Origin of the sequence: Leucobacter sp. L43 (assembly GCF_016597785.1) — a bacterium.
Lineage (GTDB): Bacteria > Actinomycetota > Actinomycetes > Actinomycetales > Microbacteriaceae > Leucobacter > Leucobacter alluvii.
Window position 1 is genome coordinate 1,534,712 of sequence record NZ_JAENJG010000001.1, and the last position, 20,137, is coordinate 1,554,848.

Annotated in this window: 19 protein-coding genes; 8 read left to right on the forward strand and 11 right to left on the reverse strand. The window is 69.0% G+C overall.

What is annotated here, in order from left to right; genetic code table 11:
• Window positions 1-45: 45 nt before the first annotated feature.
• The 3 genes from JE033_RS07185 to JE033_RS07195 are packed head-to-tail and all read right to left on the reverse strand — an operon-like array spanning window position 46 to window position 4,053.
• On the reverse strand, window positions 46-1,821 hold the full coding sequence (locus JE033_RS07185) for a bifunctional sugar phosphate isomerase/epimerase/4-hydroxyphenylpyruvate dioxygenase family protein (protein WP_200330404.1): 1,776 nt from the start codon (window positions 1,819-1,821) through the stop codon (window positions 46-48).
• An 11-nt stretch (window positions 1,822-1,832) separates the two neighbouring features.
• Window positions 1,833-3,161, reverse strand: coding sequence for an MFS transporter (locus JE033_RS07190; RefSeq protein WP_200330406.1), 1,329 nt, complete (start codon window positions 3,159-3,161; stop codon window positions 1,833-1,835).
• Window positions 3,162-3,189: 28 nt separating this feature from the next.
• On the reverse strand, window positions 3,190-4,053 hold the full coding sequence (locus JE033_RS07195) for a shikimate dehydrogenase (protein WP_200330408.1): 864 nt from the start codon (window positions 4,051-4,053) through the stop codon (window positions 3,190-3,192).
• Between the two features lie 128 nt (window positions 4,054-4,181).
• Between JE033_RS07195 and JE033_RS07200 the strand changes: the two genes are divergently transcribed.
• Window positions 4,182-4,616: a hypothetical protein gene (locus tag JE033_RS07200; protein WP_200330410.1), complete on the forward strand. Its 435-nt coding sequence runs from the start codon at window positions 4,182-4,184 to the stop codon at window positions 4,614-4,616.
• A 10-nt stretch (window positions 4,617-4,626) separates the two neighbouring features.
• On the opposite strand, the gene JE033_RS07205 is transcribed toward JE033_RS07200, so the two are convergent.
• The 4 genes from JE033_RS07205 to JE033_RS07220 are packed head-to-tail and all read right to left on the reverse strand — an operon-like array spanning window position 4,627 to window position 8,028.
• Window positions 4,627-5,418: an IclR family transcriptional regulator C-terminal domain-containing protein gene (locus JE033_RS07205; protein WP_200330412.1), complete on the reverse strand. Its 792-nt coding sequence runs from the start codon at window positions 5,416-5,418 to the stop codon at window positions 4,627-4,629.
• A gap of 41 nt (window positions 5,419-5,459) precedes the next feature.
• Window positions 5,460-6,629, reverse strand: a complete 1,170-nt coding sequence (locus JE033_RS07210; protein ID WP_200330414.1) for a thiolase family protein — start codon at window positions 6,627-6,629, stop codon at window positions 5,460-5,462.
• Window positions 6,626-7,285: a 3-oxoacid CoA-transferase subunit B gene (locus tag JE033_RS07215; RefSeq protein WP_200330416.1), complete on the reverse strand. Its 660-nt coding sequence runs from the start codon at window positions 7,283-7,285 to the stop codon at window positions 6,626-6,628. Before JE033_RS07215 ends, JE033_RS07210 begins: the two co-directional genes overlap by 4 nt.
• On the reverse strand, window positions 7,282-8,028 hold the full coding sequence (locus JE033_RS07220; protein ID WP_200330418.1) for a 3-oxoacid CoA-transferase subunit A: 747 nt from the start codon (window positions 8,026-8,028) through the stop codon (window positions 7,282-7,284). Before JE033_RS07220 ends, JE033_RS07215 begins: the two co-directional genes overlap by 4 nt.
• A 112-nt stretch (window positions 8,029-8,140) precedes the next feature.
• Here JE033_RS07220 and JE033_RS07225 point away from each other — a divergent pair, with 112 nt between their 5' ends.
• The 5 genes from JE033_RS07225 to JE033_RS07245 all read left to right on the forward strand — a co-directional run bounded on the left by JE033_RS07225 (window position 8,141) and on the right by JE033_RS07245 (window position 12,364).
• Complete coding sequence (locus JE033_RS07225) at window positions 8,141-8,914, forward strand: SDR family oxidoreductase (protein ID WP_200330420.1); 774 nt, start codon at window positions 8,141-8,143, stop codon at window positions 8,912-8,914.
• Between the two features lie 83 nt (window positions 8,915-8,997).
• On the forward strand, window positions 8,998-10,011 hold the full coding sequence (locus tag JE033_RS07230) for an aldo/keto reductase family protein (protein ID WP_200330422.1): 1,014 nt from the start codon (window positions 8,998-9,000) through the stop codon (window positions 10,009-10,011).
• 131 nt (window positions 10,012-10,142) lie between these two features.
• Window positions 10,143-11,384, forward strand: coding sequence for a flavin-dependent oxidoreductase (locus JE033_RS07235; RefSeq protein WP_200330424.1), 1,242 nt, complete (start codon window positions 10,143-10,145; stop codon window positions 11,382-11,384).
• Between the two features lie 3 nt (window positions 11,385-11,387).
• Window positions 11,388-11,876, forward strand: coding sequence for a MarR family winged helix-turn-helix transcriptional regulator (locus JE033_RS07240; RefSeq protein ID WP_200330426.1), 489 nt, complete (start codon window positions 11,388-11,390; stop codon window positions 11,874-11,876).
• A complete protein-coding gene (locus JE033_RS07245) occupies window positions 11,873-12,364 on the forward strand; it encodes a DUF3237 domain-containing protein (RefSeq protein WP_090146261.1) in 492 nt (163 codons plus the stop codon). The genes JE033_RS07240 and JE033_RS07245 overlap by 4 nt, the downstream gene beginning before the upstream one ends.
• Before the next feature lie 46 nt (window positions 12,365-12,410).
• On the opposite strand, the gene JE033_RS07250 is transcribed toward JE033_RS07245, so the two are convergent.
• The 3 genes from JE033_RS07250 to JE033_RS07260 all read right to left on the reverse strand — a co-directional run bounded on the left by JE033_RS07250 (window position 12,411) and on the right by JE033_RS07260 (window position 15,609).
• Entirely contained in the window at window positions 12,411-13,517 is a 1,107-nt protein-coding gene (locus JE033_RS07250) for an FUSC family protein (RefSeq protein ID WP_090146259.1), read from the reverse strand.
• 72 nt (window positions 13,518-13,589) lie between these two features.
• Entirely contained in the window at window positions 13,590-14,402 is an 813-nt protein-coding gene (gene ppgK / locus JE033_RS07255; protein WP_200330428.1) for a polyphosphate--glucose phosphotransferase, read from the reverse strand.
• Window positions 14,403-14,436: 34 nt separating this feature from the next.
• Window positions 14,437-15,609 (reverse strand): acetyl-CoA C-acyltransferase, encoded by a 1,173-nt coding sequence (locus JE033_RS07260; protein WP_200330430.1) that lies wholly within the window; start codon window positions 15,607-15,609, stop codon window positions 14,437-14,439.
• A gap of 199 nt (window positions 15,610-15,808) precedes the next feature.
• Between JE033_RS07260 and JE033_RS07265 the strand changes: the two genes are divergently transcribed.
• Window positions 15,809-17,305, forward strand: coding sequence for an HNH endonuclease signature motif containing protein (locus JE033_RS07265; protein ID WP_200330432.1), 1,497 nt, complete (start codon window positions 15,809-15,811; stop codon window positions 17,303-17,305).
• Between the two features lie 108 nt (window positions 17,306-17,413).
• Window positions 17,414-18,772 (forward strand): D-alanyl-D-alanine carboxypeptidase, encoded by a 1,359-nt coding sequence (locus JE033_RS07270; RefSeq protein WP_200330434.1) that lies wholly within the window; start codon window positions 17,414-17,416, stop codon window positions 18,770-18,772.
• 51 nt (window positions 18,773-18,823) lie between these two features.
• Here JE033_RS07270 and JE033_RS07275 read toward each other — a convergent pair whose 3' ends face one another.
• Window positions 18,824-20,089, reverse strand: coding sequence for a M20 family metallo-hydrolase (locus tag JE033_RS07275; RefSeq protein ID WP_090146246.1), 1,266 nt, complete (start codon window positions 20,087-20,089; stop codon window positions 18,824-18,826).
• Window positions 20,090-20,137: the final 48 nt, after the last annotated feature.

The window sequence follows — 20,137 nt, forward strand, 5'->3', positions numbered from 1 at the left end:
CCCCCATTCTGCCGCATGAGGGCGGGCAGCACCTCGAGACAGGCGTCACTGCTGAGCATTCAGCCGCACCGGGGTGCTCGCGGCGCCGAACCCGACGTATCCGCCGCGACGCTCGACCATTTCGAAGAACACTCCGCCGAAGGTCGGCGTGTAGAAGTGGACGAACGCGCCGTGCTCGTCGCGATCGTAGAGGAGGCCGAGTTCTCGCAACTCGGCGAGCTCCGCGGGGTCGATATCGAAACGTGCGCCGAGGTCGTCGTAGTAGTTCTGCGGAATGCGCAGCAGGCTGAGCCCCCGGTCCCGGGCGAGGCGCGCCACGTCCGTCACGTCATCGACGCGGATCGCCACGTGACGGGCGAGCGCGGGCGCGCTCGGCGGCGCAAGGTTCAGGGCCAGCTGCACCGCGCCGTCTGGAGTGCGCATCACCGTGCTCCGCACGAGGCCCCTCGGCCCGGGCAGCTCCGCGGTGGATTCGGATTCGAGCCCGAGCACGCTCGTGTGGAACAGTACGGCCGCGTCGAAGCGCTCCCACGAGTAGCCGAGATTGATGTGGTCGACCGCGCCGCCAGCAGCAGCGCCCGCGTGTTCGGTCTCACCGCCTGCGAACTCCTGGATCCAGGACGCCGACGGCGGGCGGTCGCTCCAGAACACCTGCGTGCCGTCCGGCGATGCGACGCCTCGCAGTCGCTGCTCTCCTGCGAACGTTCTGCGGAACACCTCGTCCGCGCCGATGCCGAGCGCGCGATGCATCGCAGCCTCGGTGTCATCCACGAGCATTCCGACGCTCGCCAGTCGAGGCTGCGACTCACGAGCCTGCTCGTTCAAGATCACTCGTGCCGAACCCCTGCTCCACAGCCTGACCGGCTTGCTCCGGTGCCGCCCGCCGAAGACGAACCCCAATTGGTCGAGCAACTGGTCGAGTTCCGTCAGATCTTCGCCCGCGACCTCGACGAAGTCCACTCCGCGCGGAACCTGCGGGGCCTGGAGGCGGTCCTCCGACCACCCGTTGGCGGCGGCCGTCTGGTCGGCGAGCCACCGGAGCGAACGAAGCGCGTGATCCGCCGTCTCCCGTGCGTCCGTCTGCCGGAACGTGTCATTGAACACTTCCAGTGAGAGCGGTCCCGAGTACCCGGCGCGCAGCACGTACGAGAGAAACGCCGGCAACTCGAAGCTGCCTTCGCCGGGGAAGAGTCGATGGTGCCGGCTCCAGGAGAGCACATCGAGATCCAGGTCCGGTGCGTCCGCGAGTTGCAGGAAGAAGATCTTCTCGGCGTCGATCTGCTCGATGCCCGAAGGATCGAGACCGAGCGACAGAATGTGAAAGCTGTCGAGACATACGCCGAGGTTCGGACGATCGGCTCGCCGCACGAGATTCCAGGCATGCCGGTAGTCCTGCACGAAGCGGCCCCAGGCAAGCGCTTCATAAGCGATCCGGATGCCGCGGGCCGCAGCGCGGTCGGCGAACTCTCCCAGCTGCCTGACCAGCGTCTCGTCATCCCCGATCGTTGCGGTGGCGACATTGCTGCAGAGCAGCATCAGGTCTGTGCCGAGCCGTTCCATCACTTCGAATTTCGCTTCCGCGCGACGGAGCACCTCGGCGAAGTCGCTCTCGGGCACGCCCTCGGCATCGCGGAAGGGCTGGAACATGTCGATGCGCAGTCCGAGCCTCGCGCAGAGGGCCCGAATCTCCTCGGGCGATTCGGGCGCTGCGACGAGGTCGGCGTCCATGATCTCGACCCCGTCGAAACCAGCCTCTGCGCAGGCGTGCAACTTCTCGGCGAGCTGCCCGGAGAGGCAGACGGTGGCGATTGAGGTCCGCATACCCATGCTTCCTATCGCCCCTGCTCGACCGGCACCCGAATGCCGAGCGTGTCCGTCGGAACGTCTTTCGTCTCTCGAGCGGTCAGCGCGGCGAGCACGACGATGAGGCAGATCACGCCGGTGAAGATCGAGATGACGACCCAGCCGCCCTCCTGCACGCCTCCGAGCGCCGCGACGATCGACGGCGCGAATCCGGCCATGAGGAAGCCGAGCTGCGTTCCGATCGCAAGACCCGAGAACCGCACGCGGGCGGAGAACATCTCGCCGTAGAACGATGGCCAGACGGCATTCGCCGCCGCGTAGCCGCAGGAGAACGTCAGAATCGCGAGCGCGAAGGTGAGCACGATGTTGTCGCTGCTCATCGAGAGCATGTAGAAGGGCATGAACACGGCTGACGAGATCGCACCGTAGATGAAGACGGGCTTCCTGCCGACCCTGTCGGCGAGCATCGCGAAGAGCGGTTGCGTTCCGAGCGCGACGACGTTCGCAACGACCACGAGCCAGAGCGTGATGTTCTGCGCGAGGCCCACTTCGACTCCGTAGGCGATGGCCAGGTTTCCGAAGACCGTGGAGACGGCCGCGATGAAGGCGCAGAGGACGACGCGGAGCACATCGCGCCAGTGATCGCGGAGCAACGGCATCAGCGGAATCTTCGCGATCTCGCCCTGCGCCTTCGCTTCCTCGAACGTCGGCGTCTCGTGCAGCGTGCGTCGGATGTAGAAGGTGACGACGACCACCACGGCGCTCAACCAGAACGGGATGCGCCAGGCCCACTCGTACTTGAACGGATCATTGTCGGGCAGCATGGTCACCGGCAGGAAGACGAGTGCGGCCAGGATCTGGCCCCCTTGGGTACCGGTGAGGGTCCACGAGGTGAAGAACGACCTGCGGTGATCGGGCGCATGCTCGAGCGACATCGAGGACGCACCGGCTTGCTCTCCCGCCGCTGAGAGCCCCTGCAGAAGCCGGCAGAAGACCAGCAGGATCGGTGCCGCCCACCCGATCTGCGCGAACGTCGGGAGGCAACCGATCACGAAGGTGGCCGCCCCCATGAGAACGAGCGTGAACATCAGCACCCGCTGCCGACCGATGCGGTCACCGAAGTGGCCGAGGATCACGGCGCCGAACGGGCGGGCGATGTAGGCGAACCCGAAGGTCGCGAGCGACATCACCAGTGCGGCCTGATCGCCGTCTGGGAAGAAGATATGCGGAAAGATGAGCGCCGAGGCCGTTCCGAAGATGAAGAAGTCGTAGTACTCGACGGCGCTTCCCATGAAGCTCGCGAGCGCGGCTCTCACCGGTGTCTTCTGCGGCACATCCGCTCGTGTCTGCGTTGACATGTGCGTGGTTCTCCTGTTCATGGGTCGATCATTCTGCTGCGATCAGGGATTGGAAATGGCGAGTCATGCGGCCGGCATCGGCGGCATGACCCGTGATGATCCGGAAGGCGTCGACGGCTTGGAAGACGGCCATGCCGCTGCCGTCGAGCGTGGCGCATCCGATCTGCCTCGCGCGGCGCAGCAGCGGGGTCTCGATCGGGCGATAGATCACATCGGACACCCAGAGCTCCGGGCGGAGCAGTCCGAGATCGAATGGGGCGCCAGGATGGTGGGCCATCCCGATCGGAGTGCACTGCACGACGCCGTCGCAGGCCGCCAAGAGTTCGGGGAGCGCATCGACGCCGGCCGCGACGACGTCGGCGCCGTGACGTCCGGCCAATGCGTCGGTCAGTTCGGCCGCACGCGACGAGTCAACGTCGACGATCGTGAGCCGCTGCGCGCCGAGGCGCAGGAGCGCGTCTCCCACGGCCGCCCCTGCCCCGCCCGCGCCGATCTGCGTCACGTGACCGAGCCGGACGGTCGGGATGGCAGCGCGGAAGGCGCACTCGTAGCCTGTCGTGTCCGTGTTGAACCCTGTGCGGCCGTCAGGCCCGAATCGCACCGTGTTGACGGCCCCCACACGTGCGGCGACAGGATCGATCCGATCGAGGAGCGGGATCACCGCCTGCTTGCAGGGGTGGGTGACGTTCACGGCAGTGAACCCGAGGCGTTCGGCCCACTGGAGCACGCTCGGCAGATCGTCGGCATTCAGGTGCAGCGCGGTGAGATCGATCGGCCGGTAGACGTACGTCAGGCCTTGGCGGCGCCCCTCCTCCATGTGCAGTGCCGGCGTCAACGACGGGGCAGTGCCGGAGCCGATCAGACCCGCGAGGATCGGGGAATCGTGATGCACGTCACTCCTCTGTGTCGTCAGCGTTGCCGGCTAATGTACTAACCGTTACGTACATGGTACGCCGCGGCGGCTCCGTGTCAAGAAGAGGCGTACGCTGGCCCCATCCATCACCCGCCGGGAGGCCACGCATGAGCGCACTGATCACCACCGCACCACCCCGGGCGACGCCCCTGCAGCATGCCGCCCGGGTGCTTCTGGGGCTCGCGCTCCTGTTCGCAGGGATCGCTCACCTCACGTTCGCACGCCGCGATTTCCAAGCGCAGGTGCCCGATTGGGTGCCCGCAGACAAGGATTTCGTGGTCGTGGCCTCCGGCATCGTCGAGATCAGCCTGGGCGGCGCGGTCGCCGTCCTCGGCAGGCTGCGGGTGCCGATCGGCTGGGTGATCGCGGGGTTCTTCATCGCAGTGTTCCCCGGCAACATCTCGCAGTTCGTGACCCGCTCAGACGCGTTCGGGCTCGACAGCGATGCCGCGCGCGGGATCCGGCTGGTGTTCCAACCGCTCCTCGTGCTCTGGGCCCTGTGGTCGTGCGGAGCACTCCAGGCGATGCGACGCGGGCGCTGAGCGCCGGCGTTTACACGTGCCGCAGATCCTCCGCAATCGCGGCGGTCGTCTCCAGCAGACGCGGAACATGCTCCTCGCGGAGCCGAGCGAGCGAGTCTCTGCTCGCACTCGTCGACACGTTCACCGCCGCGGCGACGGACCCATCGCGGCGACGCACCGGGGCAGCCGCAGATCGCAGCCCCACCTCGAGCTCGCCGTCGACGATCGCCCACCCCTGCTCGCGCACGCGCTGGAGTTCAGCGCGGAGCCGCTCGGGGTCGGTGAGGGTCCGTTGCGTGAGCGCGGGCGTCGGAGCATGCGCGAGCACGGTCTCGGCTTCCGATTCGGGCAACGCCGCGAGCAGTACCCGCCCCATGCTCGTCGCGTAGGCGGGGAAGCTGGTGCCGATGGTGATGCCGACGGTCATGATGCGCCGTGTCGGCACCCGGGCGACGTAGACGATGTCGCTGCCCGCGAGCACCGCGGCCGACACCGATTCGCCGGTCTCACGTGAGAGCCGCTCGAGGTGCGGCTGCATCACCTCGGGAAGCGAAAGGGCGGAGAGGTAGCTGAACCCCAGTTCGAGCACTCGCGGGGTCAGGGCGAAGGCGCGTCCGTCCGTCCGCACGTACCCGAGCGTCTCGAGCGTGCGCAGAAACCGCCGCGCAGCCGCCGCAGGAATTCCGGCCCGCCGTGAAACGTCGCTGAGGCTGAGCTCCGTATGCTCCGCGTCGAAGGCCCGGATCACGGCGAGCCCGCGCGCGAGCGACTGCACGAAGTCGCCGCTCGCCGCCTCGCCCGCGGGTTTTGAATGCGCATTCACGCGCCCACCTTACCGGCCCGACCCGGTGGCCTCCGCACGTGTCATCGTTCGAGCACGACGGCGAGCCCCTGCCCCACTCCGATGCAGATCGCGACCACGGCGACGCCCCCGCCGAGACGCCGCAACCCGTGAGCCGCCCGCCCGATGATGCGCCCCCCTGATGCTCCGAGCGGGTGCCCGATCGCCAGCGCGCCACCGTGCACGTTCAACCGTTCCGGGTCGAGCTCCGGCCACCCGGCCAGGCAGGCGAGCGACTGCGACGCGAAGGCTTCGTTCAGTTCGACGAAGTCGACGTCGGCCCAGCTGCGCCCGGATCGCGCGAGCGCCCGATTCGCCGCCTCGATCGGGGCGATGGGGAAGAGGTCGGGATCCACGCCGTGCGTCGCGCGCCCCGTGATGCGGGCGAGCGGCTCTGCGGCGATCGCCCCCTCGCCGCCGATGAGGACCGCCGATGCGCCGTCGTTGATCGACGAGGCGTTCCCCGCGGTGACGGTCCCGTCGGCCGCGAACAGCGGTCGTAGGGCGGCGAGCTTCTCGACGGTCGAACCGTCGCGTATCCCCTCGTCTCGAGCGAGCTCCGCTCCCGGCACCTGCACGATCTCGTCGTCGAACACTCCGTCCGCCCACGCCGCCGCCGCCCGCTGATGCGAGCGCACCGCGAACGCGTCCTGGCGCTCGCGCGAAATGCTCCACTCGCTTGCGATCCTCTCGGCGGACTCGCCGTTCGAGATGCTCCACGGCGCGGGGAACGCCGGGTTCACCATGCGCCACCCGATGGACGTGTTCCACATCGTCTGGTTGCCGACCGACGGCCACTGCTTCGCCGACTTCTCAACGACGAAGGGAGCCCGGCTCATCGATTCGACGCCGCCGGCCAGCACGATCTGAGCGTCGCCGGTTTCGACCGCTCGCGCGGCCTGGATCACCGCTTCGACCGACGATGCGCAGAGCCGATTGACGGTCGTTCCCGTGACGGTGGTGGGGAAGCCTGCGAGCAGGGCGCCGAAGCGCGCGACGTTGCGGTTGTCTTCGCCCGCCTGATTCGCATCGCCGAAGATCACATCGTCGACGCGCCCGGGGTCGATGCCGGTGCGCTCCGCACTCGCCCGCATCACGGCGGCAGCGAGGTCGTCGGGGCGCACTCCGGAGAGAGCTCCTCCGGCGCGGCCGAACGGCGTGCGCACCGCATCGTAGATGAATGCTCCGGTCATGATCGTCCCTCCGCAGTCGCATCCGTGAGGCGCAGGCCCGTGGCTGCCTCGAGCATCGGTATCGAGTTGTCGCCGAACAGCTCGCGCACGGCGAACCCGTCCTCGATCACCTCGAAAACGGCGTGATCGGTGTAGACCCGCGAGACACACGCGGTGCCGGTCAACGGATACGAGCAGGCCGCGACGAGTTTCGACTCCCCCTGCTTCGTCAGCAGGTCGGTCATCACGTACACGTGCTTCGCCCCGATCGCGAGATCCATCGCCCCGCCGACGGCCGGAATCGCCCCGGGAGCCCCGGTCGACCAATTGGCGAGATCCCCGTTGGAGGCGACCTGGAACGCCCCGAGCACGCACACGTCGAGGTGACCCCCGCGCATCATGCCGAAGGAGTCCGCGTGGTGGAAGTAGGCGGCGCCGGCGACGGCGGTCACCGCCTGCTTGCCTGCGTTGATGAGATCGGGATCGACGCGTCCGGCGGCAGGTGCTCGACCCATGCCGAGCATGCCGTTCTCGGTGTGCAGGATGATCTCGGCGTCGTCCGGCAGGTAGTCGGCGACCAGAGTCGGCGCACCGATGCCGAGGTTGACGACGGACCCCTCGGCGATGTCGGCCGCGATGCGTGCCGCGAGCTCCTCTCGGGTGATGCGGGTGCTCATGCGACGTCCCCCTCGGTCTGCACCGGCGCTCCTGCGAGGTCCACGCCTCCCACGAAGACGCTGTCGCGCAACCAACGGCGCTCGCCGACGGCGACCACGCGATCCACGTAGATGCCGGGAGTCACCACGACCTCGGGATCGATGTCGCCGAGCGGGACCACCGTGTCGACTTGCGCGATCGTCGTCTGCGCGGCCGCCGCCATGATCGGACCGAAATTGCGCGCGGTCTCGCGATAGACGAGGTTGCCCCAGCGATCGGCGTTCCACCCACTGATCAGCGCGAAGTCGGCGCGAATCGGGTACTCGAGCGCGTATGCTCGCCCAGCGATCTCGCGGATCTCCTTGCCTGCCGCGAGTTCCGTGCCGACGCCCGTGGGGGTGTAGAAGGCGCCGATGCCGGCGCCGGCCGCGCGGATCCGCTCCGCGAGGTTGCCCTGCGGCACCAGTTCGAGCTCGATTGCGCCTGCACGATAGAGCCCGTCGAACACCCAGGAATCCGCTTGTCGGGGGAACGAGCAGATGATCTTGCGTACGCGACGCTCGGCGAGCAGCGCGGCGAGGCCGTCGTCACCGTTTCCCGCATTGTTGTTCACGATCGTGAGGTCGCTCGCGCCGTGAGCGATGAGTGCGTCGATCAACTCGATGGGCTGCCCGGCTCTGCCGAATCCGCCGATCATCACCGTAGCGCCGTCGTGAATGCCCGCCACCGCGGCCGCAGGATCCGGCACCGTCTTGTCGATCATGAACGCGTCATTTCGCACAGCGAAGTAAAGTTCGTCATGCGAACACACTACCCGATTGCGGCGGTGGGGCACACCCCTGGTCGTCCGCACCGCGTGCTGGCAGACTGGGCCGATGCCTCTTACCGCACTGATCACCGGCGCATCGACCGGACTCGGAGCCGAGTTCGCCCGGCAGCTCGCCGCCGCGGGCGTCGACCTCGTGCTCGTCGCACGCGACCGCGAACGGCTCGAGATCCTGGCCGCCGAGCTGCGGGATCGCCACGGCATCGACGCCTCCGCGCTGCCCGCCGACCTCACCCGCGCTCCCGACCTGGAGCGGGTGGCGGGCCGACTCAGCGCGCGGGATCGTCCCGTCGACATCCTCGTGAACAACGCGGGATTCGGTGTTGCCGACGGCTTCGAGACGAGCGAACTCGACGACGAGCGGAGGCTGCACGAACTGCTGTCATGGGTGCCGCTCCACCTGTCGCACGCCGCCGTCCCGGGAATGCTCGACCGGGGCTACGGCTGGATCCTGAACGTCGCCAGCGTCGCCGCATTCACGCCGACGGGCACCTACGGAGCCGCGAAGGCGGCGATCGTGTCGCTCTCGCGCTCCCTCAACGCGCGCTACCGCCGTCGCGGCGTGCGCGTGACCGCTCTCTGCCCGGGCCTGCTCGACACCGAATTCCATGCGCGCATGGGAGAGGATCACCTGCCCCGCCTCCCACGGATCGCCTGGGCGAGCACCGCCCGCGTCGCGCAGGAGGGACTCTCCGCAGTTCGACGCGGCCGGAGCGTCCTGATCTCCGATTGGCGCTACCGACTCCTCGCGCCGCTCATCCACGTGCTGCCCGACCGACTGCTCGAGCGCACGTCGACGACGAACGACGGCGCGCTGAACTGAGCCCGAGCGGCACCCGCGCGGCCCGCACCGCACATTAATCCGACTCACTGCCCGCGCACGCCGAGCGGGCATAGGCTGAGGCAATGGTCAACTATCGGTATCTCGGAAACAGCGGCTTCAAGGTCTCGGAAATCACGTTCGGCAACTGGGTGACGCACGCGTCTCAGGTCGCCGACGACGCGGCGATCAAGACGGTGCACGCGGCGCTCGACGCCGGCATCACCACGTTCGACACCGCCGACACGTACGCGAACACCGCGGCCGAGGCCGTGCTCGGGCGCGCACTGGAGGGGCAGCGACGCGAGGGTCTCGAGATCTTCACGAAGGTGTACTTCCCGACCGGCCAGAAGGGGCCGAACGACACCGGGCTGAGCCGCAAGCACATCCTCGAATCGATCAACGGCTCGCTCCGCCGCCTCGGCACCGATTACGTTGACCTGTACCAGGCTCACCGCTTCGACTACGAGACGCCGCTCGAAGAGACGTTCCAGGCGTTCGCCGACGTCGTGCGGCAGGGCAAGGCGCTCTACATCGGCGTCTCGGAATGGACCGCCGAGCAGCTGCGCGAGGGGCACCAGCTCGCGCGCGAATTCGGCGTGCAGCTCATCTCGAACCAGCCGCAGTACTCGATGCTGCACCGCGTGATCGAGGGGAAGGTCGTTCCGGCGTCCGAGGAGCTCGGCATCTCGCAGATCGTCTGGTCACCCATGGCGCAGGGCGTGCTCTCGGGCAAGTACCTTCCCGGACAGCCGGTGCCCTCGGGTTCGCGCGCGACCGATGGCAAGAGCGGTGCGGAGTTCATGCGGAAGTTCTTGGACGACCGGATCCTCGAGGCCGTGCAGGGCCTGAAGCCGATCGCCGAGCAGGCCGGGCTCACGATGCCGCAGCTCGCGATCGCCTGGGTGCTGCAGAATCCGAACGTGGCCGCGGCCCTCGTGGGGGCCTCGCGCCCCGAGCAGCTCGCCGACACGGTGAAGGCGTCAGGAGTCGTGCTCGACGCCGACACGCTCGCAGCCATCGACGATGCGCTCGGCGACATTCCCAATCGCGACGCCGAGGACACGTACGAGGTGTCGCCGAAGACCCGTCTGGTCTGATCCGGCCGGCCGCTTCCGGCCTGCCGCTCTCCGCCGAGCACGGGAGAGTGCGATGCGCTTGCGCACCGCACTCTCCCGTGTTAGTTTTGCCGCAAAACTACTTGGGGACCTCCCATGAACTGGAGTGATCAATGAAGATCGTCATCATCGGCGCTGGCATCGGCGGCCTCCTCAGCGCACTCAGCCTGCACGCCGCCGGCTTCGAGCACATCGAGGTCTACGAGCGATCCGAGGAGATCCGCGGCCTCGGCGTCGGCATCAACCTGCTGCCTCACGCGGTCCGCGAGCTCACCGAGCTCGGCATCGTCGACGACATCGCCGCACTCGGGGTCGAGCCGAGCACGCTCGCCTACTACAACCGCCACGGTCAGCCCATCTGGAGTGAGCCTCGCGGCACCGCCGCAGGGTACGCCTGGCCCCAGCTCTCCGTGCATCGGGGGCGGCTGCAGATCGCGCTCCGCGACCTCGTCGAGCAGCGCGTCGGCGACATCATCCGCACCGGGCACCGGGTCGTCTCCGTGGAACACGGGGAGGAGCAGGATCTGGCGCGATTCACGACGGAGGCCGGCGAGGTCACCGTGTCGGCTGACATCGTGATCGCCGCCGACGGCATCCACTCGGCTGTGCGCGCAGAGCGCTACCCGGAAGAGGGAGCTCCCCCCTCCAACGGGCTCACCCTCTGGCGCGGTGTCGCGTACGCCGAACCGTTCCTCGACGGCAGCACGATGGTGATGGTGGGCGACGGCGAGCAGAAGTTCGTCGCGTACCCCCTCGGCCAGGTCGGAGACGACGGGCGCATGCCCATCAACTTCATCGCTGAGCAGCGGGGAGCAGGATCCGGCCAGGTGGACTGGAACCACCCCATCGACCCGAAGCCCATCGTCGAACTCTTCCGCAAGTGGGCGTTCGACTGGATCGACATTCCCGGCCTCATCGCGAGCGCCGACGAGATCCTCGAATATCCGATGGTGGATCGCGACGCGCTCCCGCAGTGGACGTTCGGGCGCACCACGCTCCTCGGAGATGCCGCGCATGCGATGTACCCCAACGGCTCGAACGGCGGATCGCAAGCGACCCTCGACGCCCGCACGCTGGCATTCCACCTCGCCCACGCCCCCACCCCGCGGGACGGCCTCCGCGCGTACGAAGCCGATCGCCGACCGGCCACCGCTGCACTGCTCGAGCAGACGCGCCAGGCCGGCCCCGAGAAGGTGATGGTGCTCGCCGCGGAGCGTGCGCCTGAGGGCTTCTCGCACATCCACGACGTGATTCCCGAGACCGAGCTGGCGGAAGTCGCGACCGCCTACAAGCAAGCCGCAGGGTTCCACCCGGAGATGCTGAACGCGCGCGCTTCGCTGTCCGTCGAACGCTGACCGATGACCGGCATCGTCGACTCCGCCCGCCTCGCCGGCGTCATCTCGCCCCTGCGGCGTGCGCTGCTCAGCGCCGCGCGGGCCGCCGGGGATCTTCCGGAGATTCCCGATTCTCAGATTCAGATCATCCGCGCACTCCCCTCCGGCACGGCTCTCGCGCCCAGCGATCTCGCTGAGGCGCTCCACCTCGACCGCTCAACGGTGAGCAACCTGCTCGCCTCGATGCAGCGAGCCGGGCTCGTCGAGCGCCGACCGGACGAGGCCGACGGCCGACGCGTACTGGTGACGACCTCGGAACGAGCCAGGGCGCTCTTCACCGCCTACGACCGTGCGAGCACCCGCATTCTCGGGGAATCACTCGAAACGCTCGCCGGCGACGACCTGACCTCGATCGCCGCTGCACTGCCCGCACTCGAACGGCTGCTCTGCGCACTCCTCAGCGCACACGATCCGAGTCTCCCCCGCGCCACCGAAGAACGGAGCACCTCATGACCCCTCCCGCAGCGCGCCCGTCGGAATCTGCGCTTCCGGCTCCCGGCCTCGAGCACGTGTTCGACGTCTCCGTCGAGCTCGGTGCGATCGAGGATCACGGTCGGACCCGAGCGGGCCACCGCAGAGTCATCCCGATTCTCGGGGGCAGCATCTCCGGGGACGTGAAGGCCGAGATCCTGCCGGGCGGCGCGGACTGGCAGATCGTGCGGACCGACGGCTCGATCGAGATCGACGGCCGCTACTCGGCGCGCACCGCCGACGGCGAGCTGCTCTACCTGCAGGCGTCGGGGGTGCGCAGCGGAGAACCGCACGTGCTCGAATCGTTGCTCAAGGGCGAGACGGTCGACCCCTCCGAGTACTATTTCCGCACCGTGGTCACGATCGAGACCTCGGCACCGGCGCTCGCGCACCTCGAACGATCGCTGTACCTCGCCGTCGCCCAGCGCACGGCGAGCGCTGTGCGCTACGCCACGTACCGCTTCGTGTGACACGACTCGGTGCGTCGCGTCGCACGCCCGAGTGGCTGACGCACGGTCACTCCGGCCGATCCTTCACCACTCGCCGGTGCAGCAGCGCCGTGACCACCGCGATCACCGAACCGATGAGCGTGTCGAGCACGCGCTCGGTCGCAGCGCCCATGAGATCGCCTCCGCCGGCTGCTGCCCCCGTGAGGAGGAGCACGAGCGGCGTGATGAAGACGAGGGCAAGAGCGTAATTGCGCACCACCACGAGCTCGATGATGAACTGCAGCCCGGTGAGTAGCAGCACGAGCGCGAGGGGGAAGGCCCCGAGCGGGGCGATCGCGAGGTAGAGCACCGCGCCGACGAGGGTGCCGACGGTGCGATGCAGCCCGCGGGCGAGCGAGTGTCGGCGCACCGCACTCAAGCCGATGACGGCGACACCCGCGGAGACCGTCCAATAGGCGCGATGGGGATCGATCCAGAGCATCGTGACGACCGTGCCGACGACGGCGACGATCAGAATGCGCAGGATCAGCCGGCGCTCGCCCGGTCCCAACCAGGGCCCGGGCAGCAGCTCGCCGAGGGGCCGCACCGGTTTCGCCCGCTCGGCGTCTCGGAGCAACGGGGCGAGGGCCAGCAGGTACGAGAACAGCGCACCACCCGCGAGCGCCGCGATGAGTATGAGCGGGGAGTTCAGTCGTTCGCCATCGACCACTGCGGTGATGTTGCCGGCCAGCCCGTAGCTCAGCACGAAGAACACCGGACCGGGCGGGCCGAGCCGGAAGGCGAACGACAGCGCCGCAGTCGCTCCGGCGACGACGACGAGCCCGATGCCCAGCAGCACCGGCCACGGCGACAGCACCGCGCCGAGCGCGGCAGAGCCGATGAGGGCGAGTGCCACGAACGGCAGCACCTTGGCCCGCTCCGCAGCGGCGAGGCTGGCGGCGAAGAGTGCGACGAAGGCTCCGGCAGCGGTCTGCAACCCGATGCCTTCGTATCCCAGTGCGGTCAGCACGCCGAACGGTACGCCGATGGAGAGCGCCGCTCGCAGCGCGATCCAGAGTCTCGGGCCCGGGCCGGCGGGCATCTCGACGAGACTGCGCACCGCTTTGATCACGGCGGTGGGCGGCGTACGGCGATCGGGTCGAGAGGACTCACCATCTCCGACCGCTTCCGCCATACTCGCCTCCATCTTGCTCGCGCCCGTCCATTCTCCCAGGTGCGGAGTACTCGGGGCGCTCAGGCGTTGCGTTCAGGGCGCGGAATTGCTCGATTCGGGATCGATCGCCTCCGCTGCGAGCCGGGCGGCGCCGATGATGCCGGCGTTGTTGCGCAGTCGCGCCGGAACGACCGGCACCGTGACACCCGCGAACGGAAGAAAACTGTCGGATGCCTTGCTGATGCTGCCGCCGAGTACGAATCGGTCGGGGTTCAGGATCTTCTCGAGGTAACCGATGTACCGGGAGACGCGCGACGCCCACTCGTCGAGCGTGATGCCTTCGCGCTCGATCACCTTCGCAGCCGTGTGGCGTTCGATCGAGGTGAACCCGTCGAGCTCCAGATGCCCGAGCTCGAAGTTCGGCACAAGCACGCCGTCGGCGACGAGCGCCGAACCGATCCCTGTTCCGAAGGTGAGCACGAGCGTCACGCCGGGAAGCCCGCTGACCTCGCCGAACGCGACCTCGGCGATGCCAGCTGCATCCGCATCGTTCACGACGGTGCACGGCGCCGCGACCGCCGCCGAGAGCAGCGCGTGCGCGTCGGTGCCGATCCAGCTGAGGTCGATGTTCGCGGCGGTGCGCATCACGCCGTCGCGCACCACTCCCGGGAGCGTGACTCCGACGGGGAGGTTCGCGCTGCTGTCGAACCCGGCGGCAGCGAGCTCAGCCCGAATCGCAGCGGCCATCGACCCGACCTCGCGAGCGATATCGGCCGGCGCACCGCCTGCGGGGGTCGCGACCTTGTGCCGAGTGCTGATCTTCTCGCCGGTCGTCACATCGATCGCGGCGCCCTTGATACCCGTACCACCGACATCGATGCCGATGGCTGCGTGCTGCAGTCCCATAGCGGCGAGTGTATCGGCAGCGCAGGGGCGATCGCTAGACGGCGCGGAGCACGATGGCGCTGCCCTGCCCGCCGCCGCCGCAGATGCCGATGGCTCCGAGGGATCCGACACCCTCCTCGGCGAGCTGCCGCGCGAGCGTGCCGACGATGCGAGCGCCGGAGGCCCCGATCGGGTGACCGAGAGCGATCGCTCCACCATGCCGGTTGACGATGCTCGGATCGAGGCCGAGCTCGCGGCCCGACTGCACGCCGACCGCCGCGAATGCCTCGTTGATCTCGACCGCTGAGAGGTCGGCGACGGCGATTGCGCCGGTCTTCGCGAGTGCAGCCGTGATCGCCCGCGCGGGCTGCGAATGGAGCTGCGTGTCGGGGCCGGCGACGAATGCGGTCGCCTCGACGCGGGCGAACGGCGCGAGGCCGAGTCGCTCCGCGGCCGCCTCGCTCACGATCACGAGCGCCGCAGCGCCGTCGGTGATCTGCGAGGCGTTGCCCGCAGTGATGGTGCCCTCCTTCGAGAAGGCCGGCCGCAGACCCGCCAGTGTTTCCGCGGTGGTCTCCGCACGCACGCCGTCGTCGCTCGAGACCACCGTTTCGCCCCGCCGCGACGTCACCGTGAACGGTTCGATCTCGCCGGCGAGGAATTCGGCCGAGGCTGCGGCGCGCTGGTGGGAGGCCGCCGCGAACGCGTCCTGCTCCTCACGGGTCAGCCCGAGCGGCGTATTGCCGGTCTCGGTGAGCGCGCCCATGGCAACCTGGTCGAATGCGTCCGACAGGCCGTCGCGGTCGACCGTGTCGACGAGGGCCGCGTCGCCGTACTTCGTGCCTGCGCGCAACGGCAGCACGTGCGGGGCGAGCGACATCGATTCCTGGCCGGCTGCGACGACGATCTCCGCCTCACCGCTGTTGATGAGGCGCACCGCCTGCGAGACGGCCTCGGCGCCGGAGAGGCACACGGCGTTGAGCGTTATGGCAGGCACTTCGAGGGGGATCCCCGCGCCCACCGCCGTCTGACGGGCCGGGTTCTGGCCGGCGCCCGCCTGCAGCACCTGGCCGACCACGACCGCGTCCACGTCAGCAGGGGCAACGCCTGCACGGGCGAGTGCCGCACGCACGGCGTGGGCGCCCAGCACGGTAGCCGGCTGCGCGGCGAGCTGTCCGGTGAAACGAGTGAACGGGGTGCGGGCGTATCCCGCGATGAGTGCGGTCATCGGCTGGCTCCTCGGTGGTCGAACGGGGTGCATCCATCATCGCGCACCAGCGGAGCCGCGGCACCTGCGCACCTGCACGGGCGGAGGGCTTCACGGTGTGCACGATGGTCGCGCCAGGGCTTGGGCTCGGGATCGGGCTCGGGCTCGGGCTCGGGCTCGGGCGATCGTGAATGTCGGTGGTTGCCGGTTGACTGGGGTCATGTTCTCCCTCACGATCGGCAGCATCCCGGCGGAGGTGACAGACGCGCCCGCTGATGCGGTGGCTGATGCGAGTCTGTCGCTTGGACAGGTCGTGAACCTGCTCGAGCAGATGGAGTATCGGCAGCGCGCCCTCGACGCGTTCAGGTACGAGCTCATGGCGGTCGCGGTGCAGATGGCGACCGGTGCCGCGCGTTCCGGCTCCGCGCCCGCCGGCGAGAACGAGCTCGCCTACCGCTCGGTGCGGGCGGAGCTCGCGACCGCGTTGAACGTGAGCGAGCGCGCGGTGCAAGCCCAGATGGGTGCGGCGTGGTCGCTGCGATACGACTACGGGATGACGCATCAGATTCTCGCGGCTGGCGAGATCTCGGCCGCGCACGCGCGCGTGATCGCGGATGCCGGGCGACGTCTCGGCGTCGGGGCTGCTCCTGAAGTCGTCGCGAGGCGGGAGGCGTATCAGGCGGAGGTGCTCGAGTACGCGCGTCGGGAGTCGGTGAACCGGCTTCGTCCGATCGCGCGCAGGATCGCCGAGCAGTACGCCGGCGACACCCTCGACGAGCGGCACCACGAGGAGGTGCGCAGGCGTCGAGTAGTCGTGCAGGAGCGCGAGGACGGGATGTCCGATCTGCTGGCGTATCTGCCCACCGCGGAGGCGTACGCGATACACGACCGGTTGACGCGGATCGCCCGCGAAGTCGAGCGCAGCGAGCGAGCAGGGTTGGCCGAGCGGGCTGCGTCGGCCGAGCGGGCTGGACGGCATGAGCGTGACGGGGGCGCCGAGCGGGGCCAGCGGGCGGCGGCGGAATCTTCGGCGCGACGCTCGCGCGATGAGATTCGGGCCGATGCATTCGCCGAACTTCTCCTCGGCTCAGACGCGAGCGCTGTGACCTCGTGTGCGAGCAGCGAAGCGATACGGGCTCGGGTGCAGGTCATCGTGCCCGTCACGGCACTCGCCCCCTCCCGCCGGAGCGCTGCTCCTGTGGCAGAGCTCGTCGGAGCGGGGCCCATCCCGCTCGCCTCTGCCAGGAACCTCGCAGCGGCGACGCCGGTTTGGGAGCGGGTGACGGTGGATGCGGAATCGGGTTCGGTGCTCCAGGTCGATCGCTACCGTCCAAGCGAAGCGATGAAGCGCCGACTCGGCGCCCGCGATCAGCACTGCCGGTTCCCGGGGTGCCGTGTGCCGGTCGCGCGGTGCGATCTCGACCACACCGTCGACGCGGCCCTCGGCGGCCCGACCTCGACGGCGAACCTCGCGCACCTGTGCCGTGGCCATCACGTGCTCAAGCACCACTCCGAATGGGCCGTACGCCAGAAGAACGATGGTGAACTGCACTGGACCAGCCCCACGGGCAGGCGCTACGTCGACCGACCCCCGAGTCGTGTGAGGTTTATAGAGACCGGGCCACCGGGGCCGATGCGACGAATCGAACGCCGAGAACCCGAGCGTGAACGCAGAGAACCCGAGCATGAACGAGACTTCGCGCGTCACCCGTTCTGACGCGGCCCCTAACACTGCGCATCTTCATTCCCATCATCAGGGCTACCGAGCATCCCAGCGCCTAGCACCCGAGTGTCCAGTGCCCCTGTAGCCCCTAGTGTGGGTCGAGTGAGCCCGAACGCAGCACCGAGCCCCCCTGGCGAGCGCTCCTCCGGAACAGCACCGCGGACCGCCGCCGGGCACCGCCGACGCGCGGGGCGAGTCATCGGAATCGGTGCAGGATCCCTCGCAATCGTGCTCGCGGCAGGCTACGCCGTCGTCTGCGCCATCGCTCCGCTGCCAGAACCGGTGGTGACGTTGGACGCACCCGCGGCGGTCACGATCTCGGCCGACGATGCCGACGTGCGACGGGCGGTCGATGCCGAGCCGGAGCCGACCGCGATCGGATGGCTGCACGACGACGAGATCTGGACGAACACGCAGCGCCCGGCGCCGATCGCGAGCATCTCGAAGCTCGTCACCGTGCTCGTCGCGCTCGATGCAGCACCCGTGGCTGCGGGCGCCGATGGGCCGACGCACGTCTGGACGGCCGAGGACGCCGCGCGGCAGGCACGGTACGTCGCAGATGACGGCGTCGCGTTTCCCATACCCGTCGGCACCGAGGTGACCGCGCGTCAGATGCTGCAGCTCGCGCTCGTACCGTCGGCGAACGACTTCGCAGCTGCCTACGCGTACTCGGTGTTCGGCGACAATGATGCGTTTCTCGCCGCGGTCCGGGCCTGGCAGGACCGCGAAGGTCTCGCATCGCTCTCGCTGTTCGAGCCGACCGGTATGGACGAGCGCAATGCGGCCTCCGCGTCCGACGTGCTGCGCCTCGCGCGCCTCGCGCTCGCGAACGACACGGTCGCCGAGATCGTCGCGATGCCGCAGGTCTCCCTTCCATGGGGCATCGGCACCGTGGAGAACACGAACCCGCTGTACGGAGCGCTCGACGGTGTGATCGGCATGAAGACCGGGCGCACGAGTGTCGCCGGCTACAACCTCGCGGCGGCGCGCACGAGCGATGCGCTGGGTCGCGACGTCGTCCAGCTCGCGGTCGTGCTGGGCCGAGCGACGGCCGAGGATCGCCTGAGCGCGAGCCTCAGCATGTTCTCCGCGCTGGACGCCGCGCCCGCACGCACGCAGATCGTGGCGCACGACGAGCGGGTCGGCACGGCGAGAACGGTCGACGGCGTCGAGATCCCGATCCTGATATCGGGCGACGGCGCCGAAGTCGTGCTCCTCCCCGGAGAAGCCGCAGAGCGAACGGTCGCCCTGGAGACGGGCGGGTTCACCGAGGCCGGCGCGCCGGATGCCGGACTCACGGGGGCCGATGCCGAAGCCGGGCGACGAGTGGGCATCCTGCACCTCTCGGGCCCCACCGAATCCGACGAGCGCGCCTTCGACGTCGTCACGGGTGCCGCGATCACCGCGCCCGACTACGGCTGGCGCCTCACGCACCCCCGCGAGCTCTTCACCTGGAGCTGAGCCGGGCCCAGATCCGGGCCATTGCAGAACGGGGAATCGACCCCAACGACCTCAATCGAGCAGCGCGCCACCGGCGAGCCGGCGCACGACGCCGGTGAGATGGTCGACTCCCGCGACGAGATCGGCTTCCTCCGTGAACTCGTCGAGGCTGTGGGAGATGCCCGCGACGCTCGGCACGAAGAGCATGACGGTCGGCACCGTGTCCTTCATGTTGGTCGAGTCGTGCCCGGCGACCGTCATCACGCGATCATGGGTGAGACCGAGCTCCTCCGCGACCTCACGGGCGAGCTCGACGCCGGCTTCGGGGTACGGGTTCTGATCCCAGCTGTGCTCGGCCGTGACGGCGATCTCCACGCGATCCTCGCGCTGCACCCGCTCGATCGTGCGCTGCAGCGAGGCATGGGCCTCCCGGATCACGTCGGCGCTCGGCGAGCGCAGGTCGAGCAGCAACCGCACCTCACTGGCGACGACCACGGGCGAGTTGGGATACACGTTGAGCTCGCCGCACGCGGTGTGCAGCGCGCCCGGCTCGAACTCGTCGACGAGCTCGCGCGCCGCCACGACGAGCCTGGCCGCGCCGAGCAGGGCGTCGCGCCGATCGACCATCAGCGTCGACCCGCTGTGCGCCTGCGCCCCGGTCACCGTGAATTCGAACTTGTGCGCCGCCCACGTCGCATTCACGAGACCGATCGTGACGCCGTCCTCCTCCATGCTCCGGCCCTGCTGCACATGGATCTCGGCGTACGAGGCGACCTCGCGGCCCGAGTCGCCTCCGAATACGTCACCGGCGCCACGTTCCCCGATCGCATCGAGGGCGTCGCCGACCGTCACCCCTCGCGGATCGGTCGTCGCGAGCGCTGCGTCGAGCGGCATCTTGCCGGTGAACACCGAACTGCCCATCATCGATGGCTTGAAGCGCGACCCCTCCTCGTTGAACCAGTTGACGACCGCGAGATTCACACGGGCAGCCGACGGATCGGCACGAAGCTCATCGGCCACGCGGAAGCACGCGTGGGCCGACGCCATCACGCCGAAGGCGCCGTCGAAGCGGCCGGCGGTCGGCTGCGAGTCCAGGTGCGACCCGGTCAGCACGTAGGGCGCACCGGGCACGAGTTCCAGCAGCCCGAACTGGTTGCCGGCCGCGTCGCGCTCGACCGTGAATCCGTGCTGCTCGAGCAGCTGCGCGAACCAGGCGCGCTGCTCTCCGTCGGCTGCGGTCGCGGCCTGCCGGTCGACGCCGTTCGTGCCCGGCACGGCACCGAAGCGCGAGTGCACGGCCCAGTCTGCGAGGAATGCGTCATCGAGGTGCTGCGTCATGGTCGTCTCTGTTCTCTCGTTCTTCACTGTCGTCTGCTGCGCGCGTGC